The 14,724-nt window shown below is 71.1% G+C and carries 20 protein-coding genes; 9 read left to right on the top strand and 11 right to left on the bottom strand.

Annotated features, from left to right (window positions below; genetic code table 11):
* Positions 1–6: 6 nt before the first annotated feature.
* Positions 7–903 (top strand): ribokinase, encoded by an 897-nt coding sequence (locus ACLQ25_RS06690; protein ID WP_425730100.1) that lies wholly within the window; start codon positions 7–9, stop codon positions 901–903.
* Positions 904–1,015: 112 nt separating this feature from the next.
* Here ACLQ25_RS06690 and ACLQ25_RS06685 read toward each other — a convergent pair whose 3' ends face one another.
* The 4 genes from ACLQ25_RS06685 to ACLQ25_RS06670 form a co-directional block, all read right to left on the bottom strand.
* Positions 1,016–1,921 carry a JmjC domain-containing protein gene (locus ACLQ25_RS06685; protein ID WP_425730021.1) on the bottom strand — a complete coding sequence of 302 codons (906 nt, stop codon included), beginning with the start codon at positions 1,919–1,921 and terminating at the stop codon, positions 1,016–1,018.
* Positions 1,922–1,943: 22 nt separating this feature from the next.
* Positions 1,944–2,393 (bottom strand): hypothetical protein, encoded by a 450-nt coding sequence (locus tag ACLQ25_RS06680; protein WP_425730020.1) that lies wholly within the window; start codon positions 2,391–2,393, stop codon positions 1,944–1,946.
* Positions 2,394–2,447: 54 nt separating this feature from the next.
* Positions 2,448–2,693 carry a DUF397 domain-containing protein gene (locus ACLQ25_RS06675; RefSeq protein WP_425730019.1) on the bottom strand — a complete coding sequence of 82 codons (246 nt, stop codon included), beginning with the start codon at positions 2,691–2,693 and terminating at the stop codon, positions 2,448–2,450.
* A gap of 131 nt (positions 2,694–2,824) precedes the next feature.
* Positions 2,825–3,181 carry a hypothetical protein gene (locus tag ACLQ25_RS06670; protein ID WP_425730018.1) on the bottom strand — a complete coding sequence of 119 codons (357 nt, stop codon included), beginning with the start codon at positions 3,179–3,181 and terminating at the stop codon, positions 2,825–2,827.
* Between the two features lie 576 nt (positions 3,182–3,757).
* On the opposite strand from ACLQ25_RS06670, the gene ACLQ25_RS06665 reads away from it, so the two are divergent.
* Together ACLQ25_RS06665 and ACLQ25_RS06660 are read left to right on the top strand one after the other, a co-directional pair.
* Positions 3,758–4,618, top strand: a complete 861-nt coding sequence (locus ACLQ25_RS06665) for a helix-turn-helix domain-containing protein (RefSeq protein ID WP_425730017.1) — start codon at positions 3,758–3,760, stop codon at positions 4,616–4,618.
* Between the two features lie 2 nt (positions 4,619–4,620).
* On the top strand, positions 4,621–4,812 hold the full coding sequence (locus ACLQ25_RS06660; protein ID WP_355232909.1) for a DUF397 domain-containing protein: 192 nt from the start codon (positions 4,621–4,623) through the stop codon (positions 4,810–4,812).
* 143 nt (positions 4,813–4,955) lie between these two features.
* Here ACLQ25_RS06660 and ACLQ25_RS06655 read toward each other — a convergent pair whose 3' ends face one another.
* The gene (locus ACLQ25_RS06655; RefSeq protein WP_425730016.1) at positions 4,956–5,684 is read right to left on the bottom strand and encodes a hypothetical protein; all 729 of its coding nucleotides are present in this window, start codon (positions 5,682–5,684) and stop codon (positions 4,956–4,958) included.
* Between the two features lie 90 nt (positions 5,685–5,774).
* Here ACLQ25_RS06655 and ACLQ25_RS06650 point away from each other — a divergent pair, with 90 nt between their 5' ends.
* Positions 5,775–7,307 (top strand): dienelactone hydrolase family protein, encoded by a 1,533-nt coding sequence (locus ACLQ25_RS06650; RefSeq protein ID WP_425730015.1) that lies wholly within the window; start codon positions 5,775–5,777, stop codon positions 7,305–7,307.
* A 12-nt stretch (positions 7,308–7,319) separates the two neighbouring features.
* Here the strand turns inward: ACLQ25_RS06650 and ACLQ25_RS06645 are convergent, their stop codons facing one another.
* The 3 genes from ACLQ25_RS06645 to ACLQ25_RS06635 form a co-directional block, all read right to left on the bottom strand.
* A complete protein-coding gene (locus ACLQ25_RS06645) occupies positions 7,320–7,691 on the bottom strand; it encodes a hypothetical protein (protein ID WP_425730014.1) in 372 nt (123 codons plus the stop codon).
* Positions 7,688–8,170 carry a DUF6232 family protein gene (locus ACLQ25_RS06640; RefSeq protein WP_355052125.1) on the bottom strand — a complete coding sequence of 161 codons (483 nt, stop codon included), beginning with the start codon at positions 8,168–8,170 and terminating at the stop codon, positions 7,688–7,690. The genes ACLQ25_RS06645 and ACLQ25_RS06640 overlap by 4 nt, the downstream gene beginning before the upstream one ends.
* A gap of 77 nt (positions 8,171–8,247) precedes the next feature.
* Positions 8,248–8,727, bottom strand: a complete 480-nt coding sequence (locus ACLQ25_RS06635; protein WP_425730013.1) for a DUF6232 family protein — start codon at positions 8,725–8,727, stop codon at positions 8,248–8,250.
* Positions 8,728–8,825: 98 nt separating this feature from the next.
* Between ACLQ25_RS06635 and ACLQ25_RS06630 the strand changes: the two genes are divergently transcribed.
* Positions 8,826–9,599 (top strand): enoyl-CoA hydratase/isomerase family protein, encoded by a 774-nt coding sequence (locus tag ACLQ25_RS06630; protein ID WP_425730012.1) that lies wholly within the window; start codon positions 8,826–8,828, stop codon positions 9,597–9,599.
* A 92-nt stretch (positions 9,600–9,691) separates the two neighbouring features.
* Complete coding sequence (locus ACLQ25_RS06625) at positions 9,692–11,314, top strand: acetolactate synthase (protein WP_425730011.1); 1,623 nt, start codon at positions 9,692–9,694, stop codon at positions 11,312–11,314.
* 48 nt (positions 11,315–11,362) lie between these two features.
* Here the strand turns inward: ACLQ25_RS06625 and ACLQ25_RS06620 are convergent, their stop codons facing one another.
* From ACLQ25_RS06620 to ACLQ25_RS06610, 3 genes are read right to left on the bottom strand one after another with little or no spacing between them, the layout of a single operon-like run.
* Entirely contained in the window at positions 11,363–11,779 is a 417-nt protein-coding gene (locus tag ACLQ25_RS06620) for a PLD nuclease N-terminal domain-containing protein (RefSeq protein ID WP_425730010.1), read from the bottom strand.
* A gap of 27 nt (positions 11,780–11,806) precedes the next feature.
* Complete coding sequence (locus tag ACLQ25_RS06615) at positions 11,807–12,112, bottom strand: DUF202 domain-containing protein (protein WP_425730009.1); 306 nt, start codon at positions 12,110–12,112, stop codon at positions 11,807–11,809.
* The gene (locus ACLQ25_RS06610; RefSeq protein WP_425730008.1) at positions 12,109–12,501 is read right to left on the bottom strand and encodes a YidH family protein; all 393 of its coding nucleotides are present in this window, start codon (positions 12,499–12,501) and stop codon (positions 12,109–12,111) included. Before ACLQ25_RS06610 ends, ACLQ25_RS06615 begins: the two co-directional genes overlap by 4 nt.
* A gap of 42 nt (positions 12,502–12,543) precedes the next feature.
* Here ACLQ25_RS06610 and ACLQ25_RS06605 point away from each other — a divergent pair, with 42 nt between their 5' ends.
* The 3 genes from ACLQ25_RS06605 to ACLQ25_RS06595 all read left to right on the top strand — a co-directional run bounded on the left by ACLQ25_RS06605 (position 12,544) and on the right by ACLQ25_RS06595 (position 14,718).
* Positions 12,544–13,341 (top strand): GNAT family N-acetyltransferase, encoded by a 798-nt coding sequence (locus tag ACLQ25_RS06605; protein WP_425730007.1) that lies wholly within the window; start codon positions 12,544–12,546, stop codon positions 13,339–13,341.
* Positions 13,342–13,343: 2 nt separating this feature from the next.
* On the top strand, positions 13,344–13,751 hold the full coding sequence (locus tag ACLQ25_RS06600; RefSeq protein ID WP_425730006.1) for a hypothetical protein: 408 nt from the start codon (positions 13,344–13,346) through the stop codon (positions 13,749–13,751).
* Positions 13,752–13,938: 187 nt separating this feature from the next.
* Positions 13,939–14,718 (top strand): electron transfer flavoprotein subunit beta/FixA family protein, encoded by a 780-nt coding sequence (locus tag ACLQ25_RS06595; RefSeq protein WP_425730005.1) that lies wholly within the window; start codon positions 13,939–13,941, stop codon positions 14,716–14,718.
* Positions 14,719–14,724: the final 6 nt, after the last annotated feature.

Genomic DNA, 14,724 nt, shown 5'->3' with positions numbered 1-14,724 from the left:
GTGACCATGTCGCCGACGCGGGTGGTGGTGGTGGGCAGCGCCAACATGGACCTGGTCGCGATGGCCCCCTCGCTGCCCCGGCCGGGCCAGACCATGCTCGGCACCGACTTCGTGATGGTGCCCGGCGGCAAGGGCGCCAACCAGGCCATCGCCGCCGTCCGGGCCGGCGCCTCCTGCACCTTCCTGGGCGCGATCGGCTCCGACGCGTTCGGCGTGACGCTCCGCGCCCGCATCACGGCGGCCGGCGTGGACACCGGTCACCTGCGGGTGGTGTACGGCACGTCCGGCGTGGCGCTCGTGATGGTGAACGGCCAGGGGGAGAACGCCATCGTCGTCACCCCCGGCGCGAACGACGCGCTGGTCGGCCTCACCGACGAGGAGTTGGCCACGGTACGCGAGGCGGACGTCCTGGTCGCCCAGTTGGAGATCCCGGTGCGCACGGTGACCGCCGCGGCGCTGGCCGCCCGCGCCGCCGGCACCCGGGTCGTCCTCAACGCCGCACCGGCCCGGGACCTTCCTCCGGAACTGTTCGAAGCCGTGGACCTGCTCGTCGTCAACGAGGGTGAGGCGCAGGCGTTCACCGGCCGGGGTCGGGACGACCCGAGGGCACTGCTCGACCTGGCGCCCCGCGCGGTACTCACCCTCGGTGACGCGGGGGCCTGGTACGTCGACCGGGAGGGCGTCGAGGTGCACGTGCCCGCCGTCGGAGTCGACGTTGTCGACTCCACGGCGGCCGGCGACGCGTTCACCGCCGCGCTGGCGGTCGGCTGGGGCGAGGGGCGGGACGTCGTCGACGCCGTACGCTGGGCGGCGGCGGCCGGCGCGGCCTGCGTACGCAAGCTCGGCGCCTCGGTGGCGCTGCCGCAGCGGGCCGAGATCGACGCGTTGTACGCGCCGGGCTGACCCGTCGTCGAGCGCCGTATTACCGTCCGCGCATCCTCCAGCTCCGCCAGGCCGTACGGGGTATGCAGGCAGGCGGGCCAGCCTCGATCAGGCTGGCCCGCTTCACTTCGGCTCACAGCATGGCGTGGCTGGTTTCCTGCTGAGCAGCGCGCCGCAGCGCCCTCGACATCTCCTCAACGTTCAGCCCGGAGAGGTAGTCGATCAGGAGTGACCGCGTCTGCTCGACTGTCGTGGGCATGGTCGCAGGGGCGAGCCCTGAAGGCGGGATGACGGCGCGGAAGCGGGGGTCGTTGATCGCGCTGCCAACCAACCGTTCGGCGACCCACAGCGGCACGCGCTCCTTCAGCACGAAGGTCAGGTGCACGCTGGTCTCGACGGCATTCCGTGAGTGCGGGTTGTGCACCCAGCCTCGCGGCAGCACGAGGATGTCACCGGGGATCAACTCGACCGTTTGGTACGGGCCATCCTCCTGCCACTGCTTGACCCAGTCGTCCTGCCACAGGTTCGTCGACATCAAGTGGTCGCGGTAGGGCAAGTCGACCTTGGGCTTGAACAGCTCCCAGGTCTTCGTCCCCTGGAGTTGCACCACGATCCCGAGGTACTGGTCCCAGTGGTAGTCGAGGCCCTGCTTCGTCGGCGGTGTGATGAAGGCCGTGACGTATCCCGGGCAGCCGGTCTCTGCCTGGATGCCCGCACAGACTGCGCTCAGAGGCGGGAACCACCGATTCAACTCGCGAAGCTGGATGGTGCAACCCTGGTCGAGCAGGAGTTGGACGGAGGCTGGTGCAACCCGGTCATCGGCGGTGAAGCGGGCCGGGTGCAGCCCTTCGCCCCGATGGAACACGTTCACGTAGCTGCTCGGCGCGCAGCCGGCGTCGAGGAAGCCTCGGATCGTCTGCGCGTTGACCGCTGGTCGGATCGGGCTGCCGTTCGGCAGCTTCAGCGTGTACGGGTGCTCGGGCCACTCGCTGAGAACGGCATTGGCGGCCTCGTGGCCGAGGATCATTTCGAGGGACATGTGCTTCTCCCATGAGCGAAGGTCAGTTCGGTGGGAGGGGGCAAGGCGTCCTGGTGTGGTGGCGGTGCGGGCAGCAGATGACCGCGTACTCGATGGTCTTGTTACCGCTCAAGCTGAGCGTGTACTGCCAGATTGCATCGGCTCCACCCTCCAGACCTGAATGGGTGTGCTCGATGCGGGCGGCCTCATCCACATAGCTGAGCGTCGAGTCGGGTGGCTGCTGGGCGTAGAGTCTGGTCAGCCAGCCCAGGGCTCCCTGCACTTCGGTCCAGGTCCGCTCCTGCGCCGTCTGAGCGCGGCGCAGAAGGTAATGGCCGGTCTCCAGCGGTGGCACCGTGGACCGGAGGAACGTGTCGCCCACAGTGGTGCCGGCGATTTCGGGTCGACGTTCATGATCGTGCTCCCGGCCGAAGAACTGGTGTGGACCGGTCCACGGCCCGTAACCGTGCCAATGCTGCGTCACCAGCGTCATTGTTCCCCCTGAGTGCGGGCTGGCCGCGTAGCGCACGCGGCCAGCCCTGGTCGATCAGACGATCTCGCCGGCCCGGTACGCGGCGAAGAAGCTGTCCAGCTCGTCGCGGGTGAACCGCAGGGTCGGCGTGTCGGCACCGAGCTTCGAGTCACCCAGGATGATGGCGTCCTCGCTGCCCGGCAGGATGGCGGCTGCGACGCAGCTCTCCATCGTGTTCGTGATGCCGCCTCCGCAGAGCTTGCGCAGGTTCACGCCGGAGGCGTCGACCTCGTACAGGTCGAGCGGCTGTTCGATCGCCATGAGACGATCTCCTTTCGGTGTACTGCCATGCGGGGATTCGGTCCCCGCGCCGGTGGCGCACCTTCACCCCGGTCTGGTCGTCTGCTTTCCACGGGAGGCGGCCAGGCCGGGCGTCTCGGGGTGGTGGGAACCTATGCGCCGCTGGCCACGTTGGTGCGTTCGGCGGCGTCCTCGCGGAACGGTCTCCAGGACACGAAGCGCGTGAACAGCTCGCTCGGGCTAGGGCCGTCGTGTGGATTCAGGCGGTACAGATCTCTCGTGGCCTCGTAGTACAAGCCGGCCAGGTAGATCGTGAGGCCGGGGACGTTGTCCTCGAATTCACGCCTCAGCCTTAGCCTGGCCTCCGGGCAGGGCCACTGCTGACCATCAGCCCGGCAGAACCACATCGGGCGCAGTGGGGTATGCGGCTTCTCCTCGCCATGCGCCCGGGGGCGGTCTGCTTTCGGGCCAGCGAGCGGTGGATACATCTGCGTCGTGAGGGTGCTCATGCGTCATCTCCTGCCTGTGGGTCACCAGCTCGGCGGCCAGCGTCCAATTGATCTGTGTCGGGGCGTTCCACAAGGGCTTGAAGGTCGGTATGGAACCGGCAATAGGTGGCGTGCCATGGCCACCTATTGGCTGCTCAGGTGCGCTCGCTGCCTGCTTCGGCTTGCGGCCGGTGCGGCAGGAGGGGCACGCACACTTCCGACCACCGGGGAAGCGTTTCGATCGATGCGGTCTGTGCCGTGGAAGAACCAGGTCGGCGTCGTCATCGCTGAGCATCGCGCCCCTCCTGCCTGCTGAGGGAGCCCAGGCCGCGACCTACTCATCCCCTCCACGACCTGGACCCCGAATCCTCTGTGCGGGCCGCTCCACCACGGGGGAGGTGGAGCGGCCCCGGCGAACCCGCAGTAGCCGATTCACTGTGGAGCGAGCTCGCTTGAGGACACTGTCCGTCGCCGAGCGTGATCGGGCAATGGTTTACGATGACACATGTCATTCTGGTTGTCCCACTCCCGCGAACCAGCGAGAACCAGTCGCAGGATCGATGGATGGCTTGCTCCAATCTGAGACAAGGGGGCCGCATGACCCATGCGGGGTCTTCCATACCGCGCAGACAACTCGGGCGGTATCTGAAGCAGGGCCGCGAAGAGGCCGGACTTTCCCTGGAAGTTGCCGGCGAGGCGCTGGAGTGGTCCCGGTCCACCATGTACCGGATCGAAGGCGGCGGCTCAGCGGTCAAGGCACGCGACGTGATGGCCATGTGCGTGCTGTATGGCATGTCCGCCGAGATGACATCGGCGCTGATCGCGCTGGCCGCTGAGACCAAGGCGAACGGCTGGTGGCACGCCTACGGCGACACCTTGCCGACCTGGTTTGAGCTGTACGTCGGGATGGAATCAGCAGCGTCGCGCCTGCGGCACTGGGAGCCGGACTCGCTTCCTGGGCTACTTCAGACGCGGGCCTACGCCGAACACCTGCTTCGGTCGCACCCGGAGCTGAAGGAGCAGGAAGTCGGACGCCTGGTCGAGCTTCGCATGGAGCGCCAGAAGATCCTCAAGCGGAGGCACCCGGAGCCTCCACGCCTGGAGGTCATTGTGGACGAGAGCGTGTTGCGCCGGCCGTTCCCTGCCATGGCGGACCAGCTCAGCCACCTTCACAACCAGGTAGCCGCCGAGATCGCGACGATCCGCATCGTGCCCCGGGTCGCGCCGCCCAATTACGCCTTGACCGGCGGTGGTTTCGTCATGCTGGAATTTCCATCTATCGGAATCCGAACACCGGAGCCCACGACGGTATACAGCGAGTCACTCACTGGCGCTTTGTATCTCGACAAGCCAGCAGAGGTTGCGGCTTACTCTGTGAGGTGGAGAGCGCTCGAAGGTCTGTCGCTCGATGCGGACCGATCGGCCGACCTATTAGCCACGATCGCCAAGGAGATGTAGCAATGAGTAACCTAACCGGAGCCGTGTGGCGCAAGAGTAGCCGCAGTGGGGGCAACGGCGGGCAGTGCGTGGAGGTGGCCGACAACCTCTCCGGCATCGTCGGTGTGCGGGATAGCAAGGACCAGTCCGGCCCGGCACTCACGTTCGACCCGCAAGCCTGGAAGGCGTTCGTCAGCTTCGCCAAGCAGTCCTGACGGAACGCAGAGAAGGCCTCTCAGCGTGCTGGGGGGCCTTCGTCGTTGCGGGTTCTCTCCGCCTGGTGGGCGGCGCTTTGGTACCGGGACCGCCGCCGACGACGGCAACCTGCGACTGCTGATCCGGCCGTCTGCGCGCGTGGTCAGTCGACCTGTTCGTCGCTCAGCTTCTCGCCCCGCCGTCGCAGCATGCCGAGGCCGGGGATGCCGGCCACGGCCAGCTTGAGGTCCCGGGTGACGTCGAGCAGGTCGTGCAGGTCGGGTCCCACCCGGTCCAGGGTCGCAAGGATCGGCAGGATGTCGGCGGTCAGGTGCTCCTTGAGCTTGGGCAACTCGTCGATCAGGTGGATCGCCGCCGTGATCTCCTCGTGGCTCAACTCCTCCACGAACCTGCCGGTCATCGGCGCGGCCCGCCGCAGCGCCGGCTCGTACCCCGCCAGCAGTTCGGCCGCCGTGGTCGCGGCCTGCGCGGCCGTGTCCAGGGTGACGGCGGCGCTGCCGGCCACCGCGTCGGCCTCGGTGACCACCGTGCCGGCGAGGCGCGCGACCTTGTCGGCCTCGTTCACCACCACGGCGGCGGCTGCGGCGACCTCGGTGGCCGTGTCGACGGCGGTGGTCGCGGCAGCGCTGATCACCGCCACCTCACGGACTGCCGTCTCGGCGTCGGTGAGCACCTCGTCGGTCCGGTCCAGGGTCGTCTCGATCCGATCGACCACGCCGTTGATCCTGGCCAGCAGCGCTTCCACCCCGTCCAACACCGCGAACGCGCGGGCGGGAACGGCGGCGAACGAGGCGGCCGAGCCGAGCGCCTGGTCGAGGGCGGAGCGGGTCAGGCCGACCACCGCGGTTGGTGTGGGGAGGGGAAGCGCCATGCGGTCAAGTGTGCGTCGGTCCTGCCACAACCGCTCGTTCGCGACCGTCGGCCCGGTCCGGGGTGGGGCGCTCGGCGGTAGGGTGCCGGCATGTCGGCCGCACCGCCGCGCCACCCACCGGGCACCCGGATCGCCGTCCTGCTCGCCGTCCTCGCGGCGGTCACCGCCGCGCTCGGCGCTGCGGTCCTGGTACGCGCCGAAGCCGGCCTCAGCGTGCGGCACGTCACCGTCGGCGGAGTGCCGATGACCGAGGTGCGCGCCGGCCCGCCGACCCCGGACGCCCGGCGACCCGGCGTGGTGATCGCACACGGCTTCGCCGGCTCGGCACGGCTGATGCGTCCGATCGCCGACACCGTCGCCCGTCGCGGAGCGGTCGCGCTGCTGTTCGACTTCGCGGGGCACGGCGCGAACCCGGCCGGACTCGGCGCCGGCACGTCGTCTCCGAGGCTCGCCGCCGACCTGGACATCGCCGTCGGACACCTGCGTGCCCAGCCGGACGTGGACCCGACCCAGATCATGCTGGTCGGCCACTCGATGGGCGCGGGCGCGGTCACCCGTTACGCGGCCGGGCATCCCGAGATCGCCCGGACGGTGGCGATATCGCTGCCCGAGGCCGGCGAGCTGCCCCCCGGGCGGCCGACCGAACTGCTGCTGATCGTGGGCGGCGCGGAGTTCCCCGGGTTCCGGCGAGCAGCCGACGACGCCGTACGGCGGGGCGCGACGGTGGGTCGCCGGCCGGCCGTCGTGGTGCCGGGGGTGGAGCACATCTCGGTGCTCTTCGCCCCGCGTACCCACGAGGAGATCGCCCGCTGGCTGCCCAGCGTGGACGGGGACGCCGCGCCCCGTCCGTTCGCCCGTCTCGTCGGCGCGGCGCTGCTCGTGGTCGCGTTCGCCGTCGGACTGGTCCCGCTGGCGGCGCTGCTCCTGGGCCGGCGGGCCGCCGTTGCGCCGGCTGCTCGCCGACGGGCTGGCGCGGAGCCGTCGCTGCGGGGTGCCGTCCTGCTCGGGTTGGTCGTCCTCGCGAGCGGTCTCGCCACGGCCGTCGCGGCGATCCTGCCGACCAACCACCTCCCGCTCGCGGTCGGTGGCTACGTCACCGGTTTCCTGCTGGTCACCGGCCTCCTGACGATGGGCGGTCACCGCTGGCTGCCCGCCGCGACCCGTGTGCCGGGCAGGGCCGACGAGCCGGCCGGCAGGCGGACACCGGCACGGACCATCGGCGCGGCGCTGGCGCTGACGGCGTACGCGATCCTGGCGGTGGCGCTTCCGATCCACCTCGGGCTGACCTCGGCGCGCCCGGTCGGCGCCCGCTGGTGGCTGCTTCCGCTGGTGCTGGCTGCGTGCCTGCTGTTCCTGCTGGGCGTGGAACTGGTCGCGTCCGGCCGGACGTGGCATCGGCTGCTCGTCGTCGCGGTCACCGTGGTCGTCCTGAGCGCGGCGGCGGTGGTGGGCCTGGCACCAGGGTTCGTGCTGCTGGTGGTGCCGCTGTTCGCCGTGCTGCTCGGCTGGCACGTGCTGTGGGCCGCCGTCCTGCGCCGGTACGCGCCACCGCGTTGGCTGTCGGCCGTCGTCGGCGCGGCCCTGCTGGGCTGGCCGATCGCCACCACCCTGCCGCTGACCTGACCGGCGGCGGTTCTACCGGTTGGCGCGTGCGACGCGCAGCGCCCACCAGATCAGTGGCACCTGTAGGGGCAGCCGACCGTAGGCGATCGCGCGCCTCGTCGGCCGACGGTGTCGCCAGTCCACCGCCATCTTCACGTTGGCCGGCAGGACGGCGACGAACAGCGCGGCGGCGGCTCGACCGCCGGCCCGCCGGCTGGCCGGGCGCGCTACCGCCGCTGCCACCGCAAGTTCGGCGACCCCGCTCGCGTACGTCCAGAGGCGGGCCGGACCGGGCAGCGTACGAGGCACGATCGGGTCGTAGTAGCGGGGGCGGAGCAGATGGGTGACGCCCGCCGCGGCGAGCAGCCCGGCCAGGGCGACGGCCTCGCCGCGTCGGCTGGTCATCGATGGTCCCCTTGCTGTTCGACGGCACGCTGCACGGCCCGGTAGATCTGTCCGAACCGTAGCGCGTCCGGCGTGCGCAGGAGCATGTGCTCCTGACCGTGGTGTTGCACCCACAGTTCGTGCACGTGGCTGCCGCGCTCGTAGGAGCGGTCCAGCCAGCCGAGGGGGATCTCCAGGAAGGGCGCCAACGCCAGCGCCCCCACCGCGCAGGCGGCGAGGATGATCAGCGCCAACTGCCAGTTGCCCCGGTCCTGGGCCGACCACGCCAGCGACACCACGCAGACCAGCGCGACGAGGGGCGGCAGCGACAGCAGCAGGACCAGCACGCCGCGACCCAGCACCCGGCCGCGTACGGCGAGGGTCTTCGGCCCCCGTTGGTGCCAGACGAACGTCACGTCGGGCAGGGCGATCACCTGACCGCCCGCCCGGATCGACTCGGATGTCACCTGCACCGCGTCGTCCCGGTAATAGAGGGTCATCACTAAGCCTAACCACCGCCAGGCAACCCCGCGCTCCCTGCCGCGGGGCGGAGGGTGCCCGCGCGGCGCGGGGCGGGCTAGCGGCGGGCGGCGGGGCGGGCGGGTTGCGTCGCCTCCATGGCCCGCTGGACCGCCCGGTAGATCTGGCCGAAGCGCAGCGCGTCGCGGGTGTGCAGTAAGCGCACCGGCTGGCCCCGCCAGCGCGCCCAGATCTCCAGTTGGCGGCTGCCTCTGGCGTACGAACGGTCCAGGTGCTCGAAGAGGACGTCGGCGACCGGGCCGACGGCCAGTCCGGCTAGCACCGAGGCGCCCACGATCGCGATCGTGACGGTGGGTGAGCGGTGCAGCCAGACGGCCACGCCGATGCCGATCACCGCAGCGACCAGCGGGCCGGCCAGGGCGGCACCGATCGCGCCCCGCCCGGCGAGCACCCGCCAGGAGCGGCTGCCACGGCGGTGCCAGACCATGGTGATCTCGGGCAGGGGGTAGCTGCGCCCGTCGACCTGGACGGCGGTGGTGGTGACCCGTACCGACCTGTCGTCGTAAAAAGTGATCATGGCTGGACTCCCGCCCGCAGGGCTGACACCACACTACTTACCCCAACGACCCGGGTCGTAAGGTTGGCACGCGACTTCGACGAGGAAGTGAGGGCAGCGTGGGCGAGTTCGTTCGGCTGGAGACCAGGGACGGCATCGGCACCATCCGGCTGGAGCGGCCGCCGATGAACGCGCTCAACACGCAGGTGCAGGAGGAGTTGCGCGCCGCCGCCACGGCGGCCACCGCCGATCCCGAGGTCCGTGCCGTCATCGTGTACGGCGGGGAGAAGGTCTTCGCCGCCGGGGCGGACATCAAGCAGATGGCCGAGATGTCCTACGTGGACATGGCCGACCGGGCCGCAGCCCTGTCCAGCGCGCTCGGCGCGATCGCCCGCATCCCGAAGCCCGTGGTGGCCGCGATCACCGGGTACGCCCTCGGCGGCGGCTGTGAGCTGGCGTTGGCGTGTGATTGGCGGGTGGTCGCCGAGGACGCCAAGCTCGGCCAGCCGGAGATCAAGCTGGGCGTCATTCCCGGCGCGGGCGGTACGCAGCGGCTGGCCCGTCTCGTGGGTCCGGCGCGGGCGAAGGATCTGATCATGTCCGGGCGGATGGTGGACGCCGAGGAGGCGCTGCGGATCGGTCTCGCCGACCGGGTCGTACCGGCCGCGGAGGTGTACGACGCGGCCGTCGCGCTCGTCACGCCGTACCTCAAGGGGCCGGTGCAGGCCCTGCGCGCCGCGAAGCTGGCGGTCGACGCCGGCCTGGACATGGACCTCAACTCGGGCCTGGCCTGGGAGAGTCAGCTCTTCGCGGCGCTGTTCGCGACCGACGACCGGCGCGAGGGGATGACCGCGTTCGTCGAAAAGCGCGAGCCGGACTTCACCGGCCGCTGACGGCCGGGCCGACGGCGAACCGAGAACGGTTCACATTCTGCCTACCGGCCAGTAACGTGTGACGCCGGCCATGTGCGACCAGAGGAGCGGCGATGACGGAGCGGATCGAAGGTCACGGCGGCGAGTTGGCGCTGGCGGCACTGCGCGCGCACGGCGTACGGGAGATGTTCACCCTCTCCGGCGGGCACGTCTTTCCGCTCTACGACGCCGCGCACAAGACCGACTTCCCGATCTACGACGTCCGGCACGAGCAGTCGGCGGTCTTCGCGGCCGAGGCGGTGGCGAAGCTCCAGCGCCGACCCGGCCTCGCCGTGCTCACCGCCGGCCCCGGTGTCACCAACGGCATCTCGGGCATGACCAGCGCGTACTTCAACGCCTCCCCGGTGCTGGTGCTCGGTGGTCGCGCGCCCGCCTTCCGGTGGGGCTCGGGCAGCCTCCAGGAGATGGACCACCTGCCGCTGGTCGCCCCAGTCACCAAGCACGCCGAGACGGTGTTCAGCACCGACGACATCCCGCGCGCGGTCGGGGCCGCCCTCACCGCCGCGCTCACCCCGCACCGCGGCCCGGTCTTCCTCGACTTCCCGTTGGAGACGGTCTTCTCGGTCGCCGACGCGGACCTGCCCGCGCCGACCGGCGTCGACGTCATCGAGCCGGATCCGGACGTGGTCAGCCGTGCCGTCACACTGATCGCCGGCGCGCAGCGACCGGCCATCATCGCCGGATCGGACGTGTACGCCGGTGACGCGGTGGCCGCGCTGCGCGAGGCTGCCGAGGCGTTGCAGGTGCCGGTGTTCACCAACGGGATGGGCCGTGGCTCGCTGCCGCCGGAGCACCCGCTCGCCTTCGCCAAGGCCCGCCGCGCCGCGCTCTCCGGCGCCGACGTCGTCGTGGTCGTCGGCACCCCCCTGGACTTCCGGCTCAGCTTCGGCGACTTCGGTGACGCCAAGGTGGTGCACATCGTCGACGCGCCGAGCCAGCGCGCGACGCACGTGCAGCCGGCCGTGGCCCCCGCCGGCGACCTGCGCCTGATCCTCTCGGCGCTGGCCGACCACGCCGGTGACCGGGCCGACCACGCCGACTGGATCGCCGACCTGCGGGTCGCCGAGGACGCGGCGAAGGCCCGGGACGCCGCCGAGATGACCGCCGAGACCGACCCGATCCGGCCGGCCCGGATCTACGGCGAGCTGCGCCGGGCGCTCGCCCCGGACGCCATCACCATCGGTGACGGCGGTGACTTCGTCTCGTACGCCGGGCGCTACCTGGAGCCGTCGCAGCCCGGCACCTGGCTGGACCCGGGCCCGTACGGCTGCCTGGGCACCGGCATGGGCTACGCGATGGGGGCCCGGGTCAGTCACCCGGACCGACAGATCTGCGTGCTGATGGGCGACGGCGCGGCCGGCTTCTCGCTGATGGACGTCGAGTCGCTGGTCCGGCAGAAGCTGCCGGTGGTGATCGTGGTCGGCAACAACGGCATCTGGGGGTTGGAGAAGCACCCGATGCGGGCCATGTACGGCTACGACGTGGCCGCCGACCTCCAGCCCGAGCTGCGCTACGACGCGGTGGTCAGCGCGCTGGGCGGTGCGGGGGAGACGGTCGCGAAGGCCGCCGACCTTGCGCCGGCACTGCAACGGGCCTTCGACTCCGGCGTGCCGTACCTGGTCAACGTGCTCACCGACCCGACCGACGCGTACCCCCGCTCGTCGAACCTGGCCTGAGTCGCGCCGAGAGCCGCCGTCGTCCCGCGCGGGGCGACGGCGGTGTGCTCACACCTCCGGTCGGTCGCCCTCGCGGGGCGGCTCTCCGTCGCGCCGGCGCAGGTCGTCCTCCCGCCGCCGCAGGTCCTCTTCCCAGCGGCGGAAGAGCTCCTGGTCCTGCTGCTTGGCGCGGTCCTGCACCGAGCGGAGGAACTCCGGGTCGTCGTCGGGAGCGAGTGGGCGGCGCGGTTGCCGCTCGGGGGCGCTCGTGCCACCCGGCCACACCGTGCGGTTCGCGGTGCCGGGCTCCCGCCCGGCGACGAACCAGGCGATCGACCCGATCAGCGGGAAGAACAGGATGATCAGCACCCAGACGATCCGGGGCAGGGCACGGATCTGACCCTCCTCGGCGGACAGGCAACTGATCAGCGCGCAGACGGCGAGGACGATCTGCGCCAGGAAGAGGAGTACGTACAGCCGGGCCATGCACCCATCATGGCGCACGGCGTCCCGTCAGCGTAGTCCGCGAACTGTCAGCAGCACGCCGAGCAGCGCGAGCCCGACCGTGCCCAGCGCGACCAGCGGCAGCGTCCGGCCGCCGGTACGGGCCGCGCCGACGCCGGTGGCGCGCGGCCAGCAGAGCACGAGCAGGCCGCCCCAGACGAGCACGGCCGCGCCGACGACGAGCGCGCCGAACAGGCTGCCGTTCGACGCCAGCCGGACGGCCAGCGCGGTCACCACGGTCAGCGTCAGCAGGGTGCGCCGCCAGGCCAGCCGGGTCCGCTCCGGTTGCAACCCCGGGTCGCGTACGGCGCTCACCGTTCCCCGATCGCCCGGGCCAGGACCGCGAGCACCAGCAGGATCGCCCCCGCGCCCACCGCGAGGGCGAGGATGGCGGGGAAGCGGGAGGCGGGCAGCTCCTGACCGAGCCGGATGGCCCGTTCGGTACGCGCCCAGTGGTCCACGGCGCGGATGGCGACGGTGCCACCGAGCAGCAGCAGCGCGACCGCGATGACCTCCCGCAGGTGGCTCATCGGCAGCGGCGGCAGGAACTGGGCGGCGGCCAGCCCGCCGCCGACCAGCGCGAGACCGGTGCGCAGCCAGGCGAGGAAGGTCCGCTCGTTGGCGAGGGAGAACCGGTAGTCCGGTCTCTCACCGACGGTGCGCGCCTCCGCCGGGTCGAACCATCGCCTGATCGCTTCCCACACGCTGGGAGATTATCCGCTTCCCCCGCCGCTTAGCCTGGTCAGGTGACCGATCTTGATGTGAACACGCTGCGCGCCGCCTACGACAACCAACTCCGCCCGGACATCCCCGAGCCGGTACCGACCGGCGTGACCGTCGAACGGGACGGCCCCCTCGTGCGGATCACCGGACTCGACGCCGGCGGATTCCTCACCTACCGCGACCTGGGTGGGCTGACCGGCGACGCGCTGGACGAGCTGATCGCCCGGCAGGTGCGGGTGTTCCGCGAGCGCGGCCAGTCGGTCGAGTGGAAGACCTACGCGCACGACGAGCCCGCGGACCTGACGGACCGCCTGTCGGCCGCCGGCTTCGTCCCGGAGGACCGGGAGACCGTCGTGGTCGGGCCGGTCGCGCCGCTCGCCGCCGCGCTGCCGGTGACCCCCGAGGGAGTGCGCCTGCGTGAGGTGACGTCCCGAGAAGACCTGGAGCGGATCGCCGCCATGGAGGAGGAGGTCTGGCAGGAGGACCGCTCGCACCTGGTGTGGGGTCTGGAGAAGGAGATCGACGCCGACCCGCATTCGATCATCATCGTGGTGGCCGAGGCGGGCGGGACGGTGGTGAGCGCCGGCTGGGTGCGGTTCCCGGCGAACACCGGCTTCGCCACCCTCTGGGGCGGCTCGACTCTGCCGCAGTGGCGGCGCAAGGGCATCTACCGGGCGTTGGTCAACTACCGGGCGCGGCTGGCCGAGCAGCGGGGTCGGACGCTCGTGCAGGTCGACTGTTCCGAGGACAGTCGGCCGATCCTCCAGCGACTCGGACTCGTAGCCGTCACCACCACCACGCCGTACGTCTACACTCCGTGATCATGGAGCAGCGGTTGACGGACGAGGAGCGCCTGACCCTCAAGACGGGCGCGTTCGGCGCGGTCTTCCTGGTCTCGAACGCCGACCCGGGGATGCTGGGCGTGATCCGGGAGAGTGTGGCCGCCTCCGGTGCGCTGGCCGACGCGAGCGGCGTGGTCAAGGACGCGCTGACCACCGGCCCGCTGCCCCGCCTGCCCCGGGACTCCCAGTTGGAGATCGAGTCGGTGGTGCTGCCGGCGCTCGGCCGGGCGGTACGGATCCTGCGGGAGAAGTCGCCGGCCGACGTCGAGGCGTACCGGTCGGTGGTGCTGTCCGCCGCGGATCGGGTGGCCCGCGCACACGACGGGGTGGCCCCCGCCGAGGCCGCCGCCATCGAGCAGATCCGGGGCGCGCTGGCCGAGTCCGTCTGACCTGCGCCGCGCCGGTGACCTGTGTCACTCTGCGTGGCTGCCGGCGGTAACCTACTGGCAGGTAACATTGCCGCGTGGGCAACTGCACAGCAGCCCTCGGTTGACCGGGCGTCGACCGACACGCGAGGCTGCGGCCCAGACCGGGCGAGCCATTCGCAACACCACACAGGAGGGTCGTCGAAGCGCGATGAATATCGTCGTACTCGTCAAGCAGGTGCCTGATTCGGGCGCGGACCGCAACCTGCGCAGTGACGACAACACCGTCGACCGCGGTTCGGCGAACAACGTGATCAACGAGATGGACGAGTACGCCATCGAGGAGGCGCTGAAGATCAAGGAGGCGCACGGCGGCGAGGTCACCATCCTGACCATGGGTCCGGACCGGGCGACCGAGTCGATCCGCAAGGCGCTCTCCATGGGCCCGGACAAGGCCGTGCACGTGGTGGACGACGCCCTGCACGGCTCCTGCGCCGTCGCCACCTCGAAGGTGCTCGCCGCCGCGCTCGGTCAGCTCAATGCCGACCTGGTCATCTGCGGCGCGGAGTCCACCGACGGCCGGGTCCAGGTCCTGCCGCACATGATCGCCGAGCGGCTCGGCGTCGCGGCGCTCACCGGCGCGCGCAAGCTCACCGTCGACGGCGCGACGCTGACCGTCGAGCGGCAGACCGAGGAGGGGTACGAGGTCGTCACGGCCGCCACCCCGGCCGTGGTCTCCGTCTGGGACACCATCAACGAGCCGCGCTACCCCTCCTTCAAGGGCATCATGGCCGCGAAGAAGAAGCCGGTGCAGACGTACTCCCTGGCCGACCTGGGTGTCGCGCCGACCGAGGTGGGCTTCGACGGCGCGACCAGCGCCGTCGTCGAGCACGCCAAGCGCCCGGCGCGTTCCGGCGGCGCCAAGATCACCGACGAGGGCGAGGGCGGCGTCAAGCTGGTCGAGTTCCTCGCCACCGAGAAGTTCGTGTGAGAGGGG

This window comes from Micromonospora sp. DT44 (assembly GCF_049841635.1).
GTDB lineage: Bacteria > Actinomycetota > Actinomycetes > Mycobacteriales > Micromonosporaceae > Micromonospora.
This window is presented reverse-complemented; position numbering and strand designations above follow the sequence as displayed.

Excerpts from the sequence above, each read along its gene's own strand:
- ACLQ25_RS06690 (WP_425730100.1), top strand. The coding sequence starts at position 7 with ATGTCGCCGACGCGGGTGGTGGTGGTGGGCAGCGCCAACATGGACCTG.
- ACLQ25_RS06685 (WP_425730021.1), bottom strand. The coding sequence starts at position 1,921 with ATGTCCCTCGAAATGATCCTCGGCCACGAGGCCGCCAATGCCGTTCTC.
- ACLQ25_RS06680 (WP_425730020.1), bottom strand. The coding sequence starts at position 2,393 with ATGACGCTGGTGACGCAGCATTGGCACGGTTACGGGCCGTGGACCGGT.
- ACLQ25_RS06675 (WP_425730019.1), bottom strand. The coding sequence starts at position 2,693 with ATGGCGATCGAACAGCCGCTCGACCTGTACGAGGTCGACGCCTCCGGC.
- ACLQ25_RS06670 (WP_425730018.1), bottom strand. The coding sequence starts at position 3,181 with ATGAGCACCCTCACGACGCAGATGTATCCACCGCTCGCTGGCCCGAAA.
- ACLQ25_RS06665 (WP_425730017.1), top strand. The coding sequence starts at position 3,758 with ATGACCCATGCGGGGTCTTCCATACCGCGCAGACAACTCGGGCGGTAT.
- ACLQ25_RS06660 (WP_355232909.1), top strand. The coding sequence starts at position 4,621 with ATGAGTAACCTAACCGGAGCCGTGTGGCGCAAGAGTAGCCGCAGTGGG.
- ACLQ25_RS06655 (WP_425730016.1), bottom strand. The coding sequence starts at position 5,684 with ATGGCGCTTCCCCTCCCCACACCAACCGCGGTGGTCGGCCTGACCCGC.
- ACLQ25_RS06650 (WP_425730015.1), top strand. The coding sequence starts at position 5,775 with ATGTCGGCCGCACCGCCGCGCCACCCACCGGGCACCCGGATCGCCGTC.
- ACLQ25_RS06645 (WP_425730014.1), bottom strand. The coding sequence starts at position 7,691 with ATGACCAGCCGACGCGGCGAGGCCGTCGCCCTGGCCGGGCTGCTCGCC.
- ACLQ25_RS06640 (WP_355052125.1), bottom strand. The coding sequence starts at position 8,170 with ATGACCCTCTATTACCGGGACGACGCGGTGCAGGTGACATCCGAGTCG.
- ACLQ25_RS06635 (WP_425730013.1), bottom strand. The coding sequence starts at position 8,727 with ATGATCACTTTTTACGACGACAGGTCGGTACGGGTCACCACCACCGCC.
- ACLQ25_RS06625 (WP_425730011.1), top strand. The coding sequence starts at position 9,692 with ATGACGGAGCGGATCGAAGGTCACGGCGGCGAGTTGGCGCTGGCGGCA.
- ACLQ25_RS06620 (WP_425730010.1), bottom strand. The coding sequence starts at position 11,779 with ATGGCCCGGCTGTACGTACTCCTCTTCCTGGCGCAGATCGTCCTCGCC.
- ACLQ25_RS06600 (WP_425730006.1), top strand. The coding sequence starts at position 13,344 with ATGGAGCAGCGGTTGACGGACGAGGAGCGCCTGACCCTCAAGACGGGC.
- ACLQ25_RS06595 (WP_425730005.1), top strand. The coding sequence starts at position 13,939 with ATGAATATCGTCGTACTCGTCAAGCAGGTGCCTGATTCGGGCGCGGAC.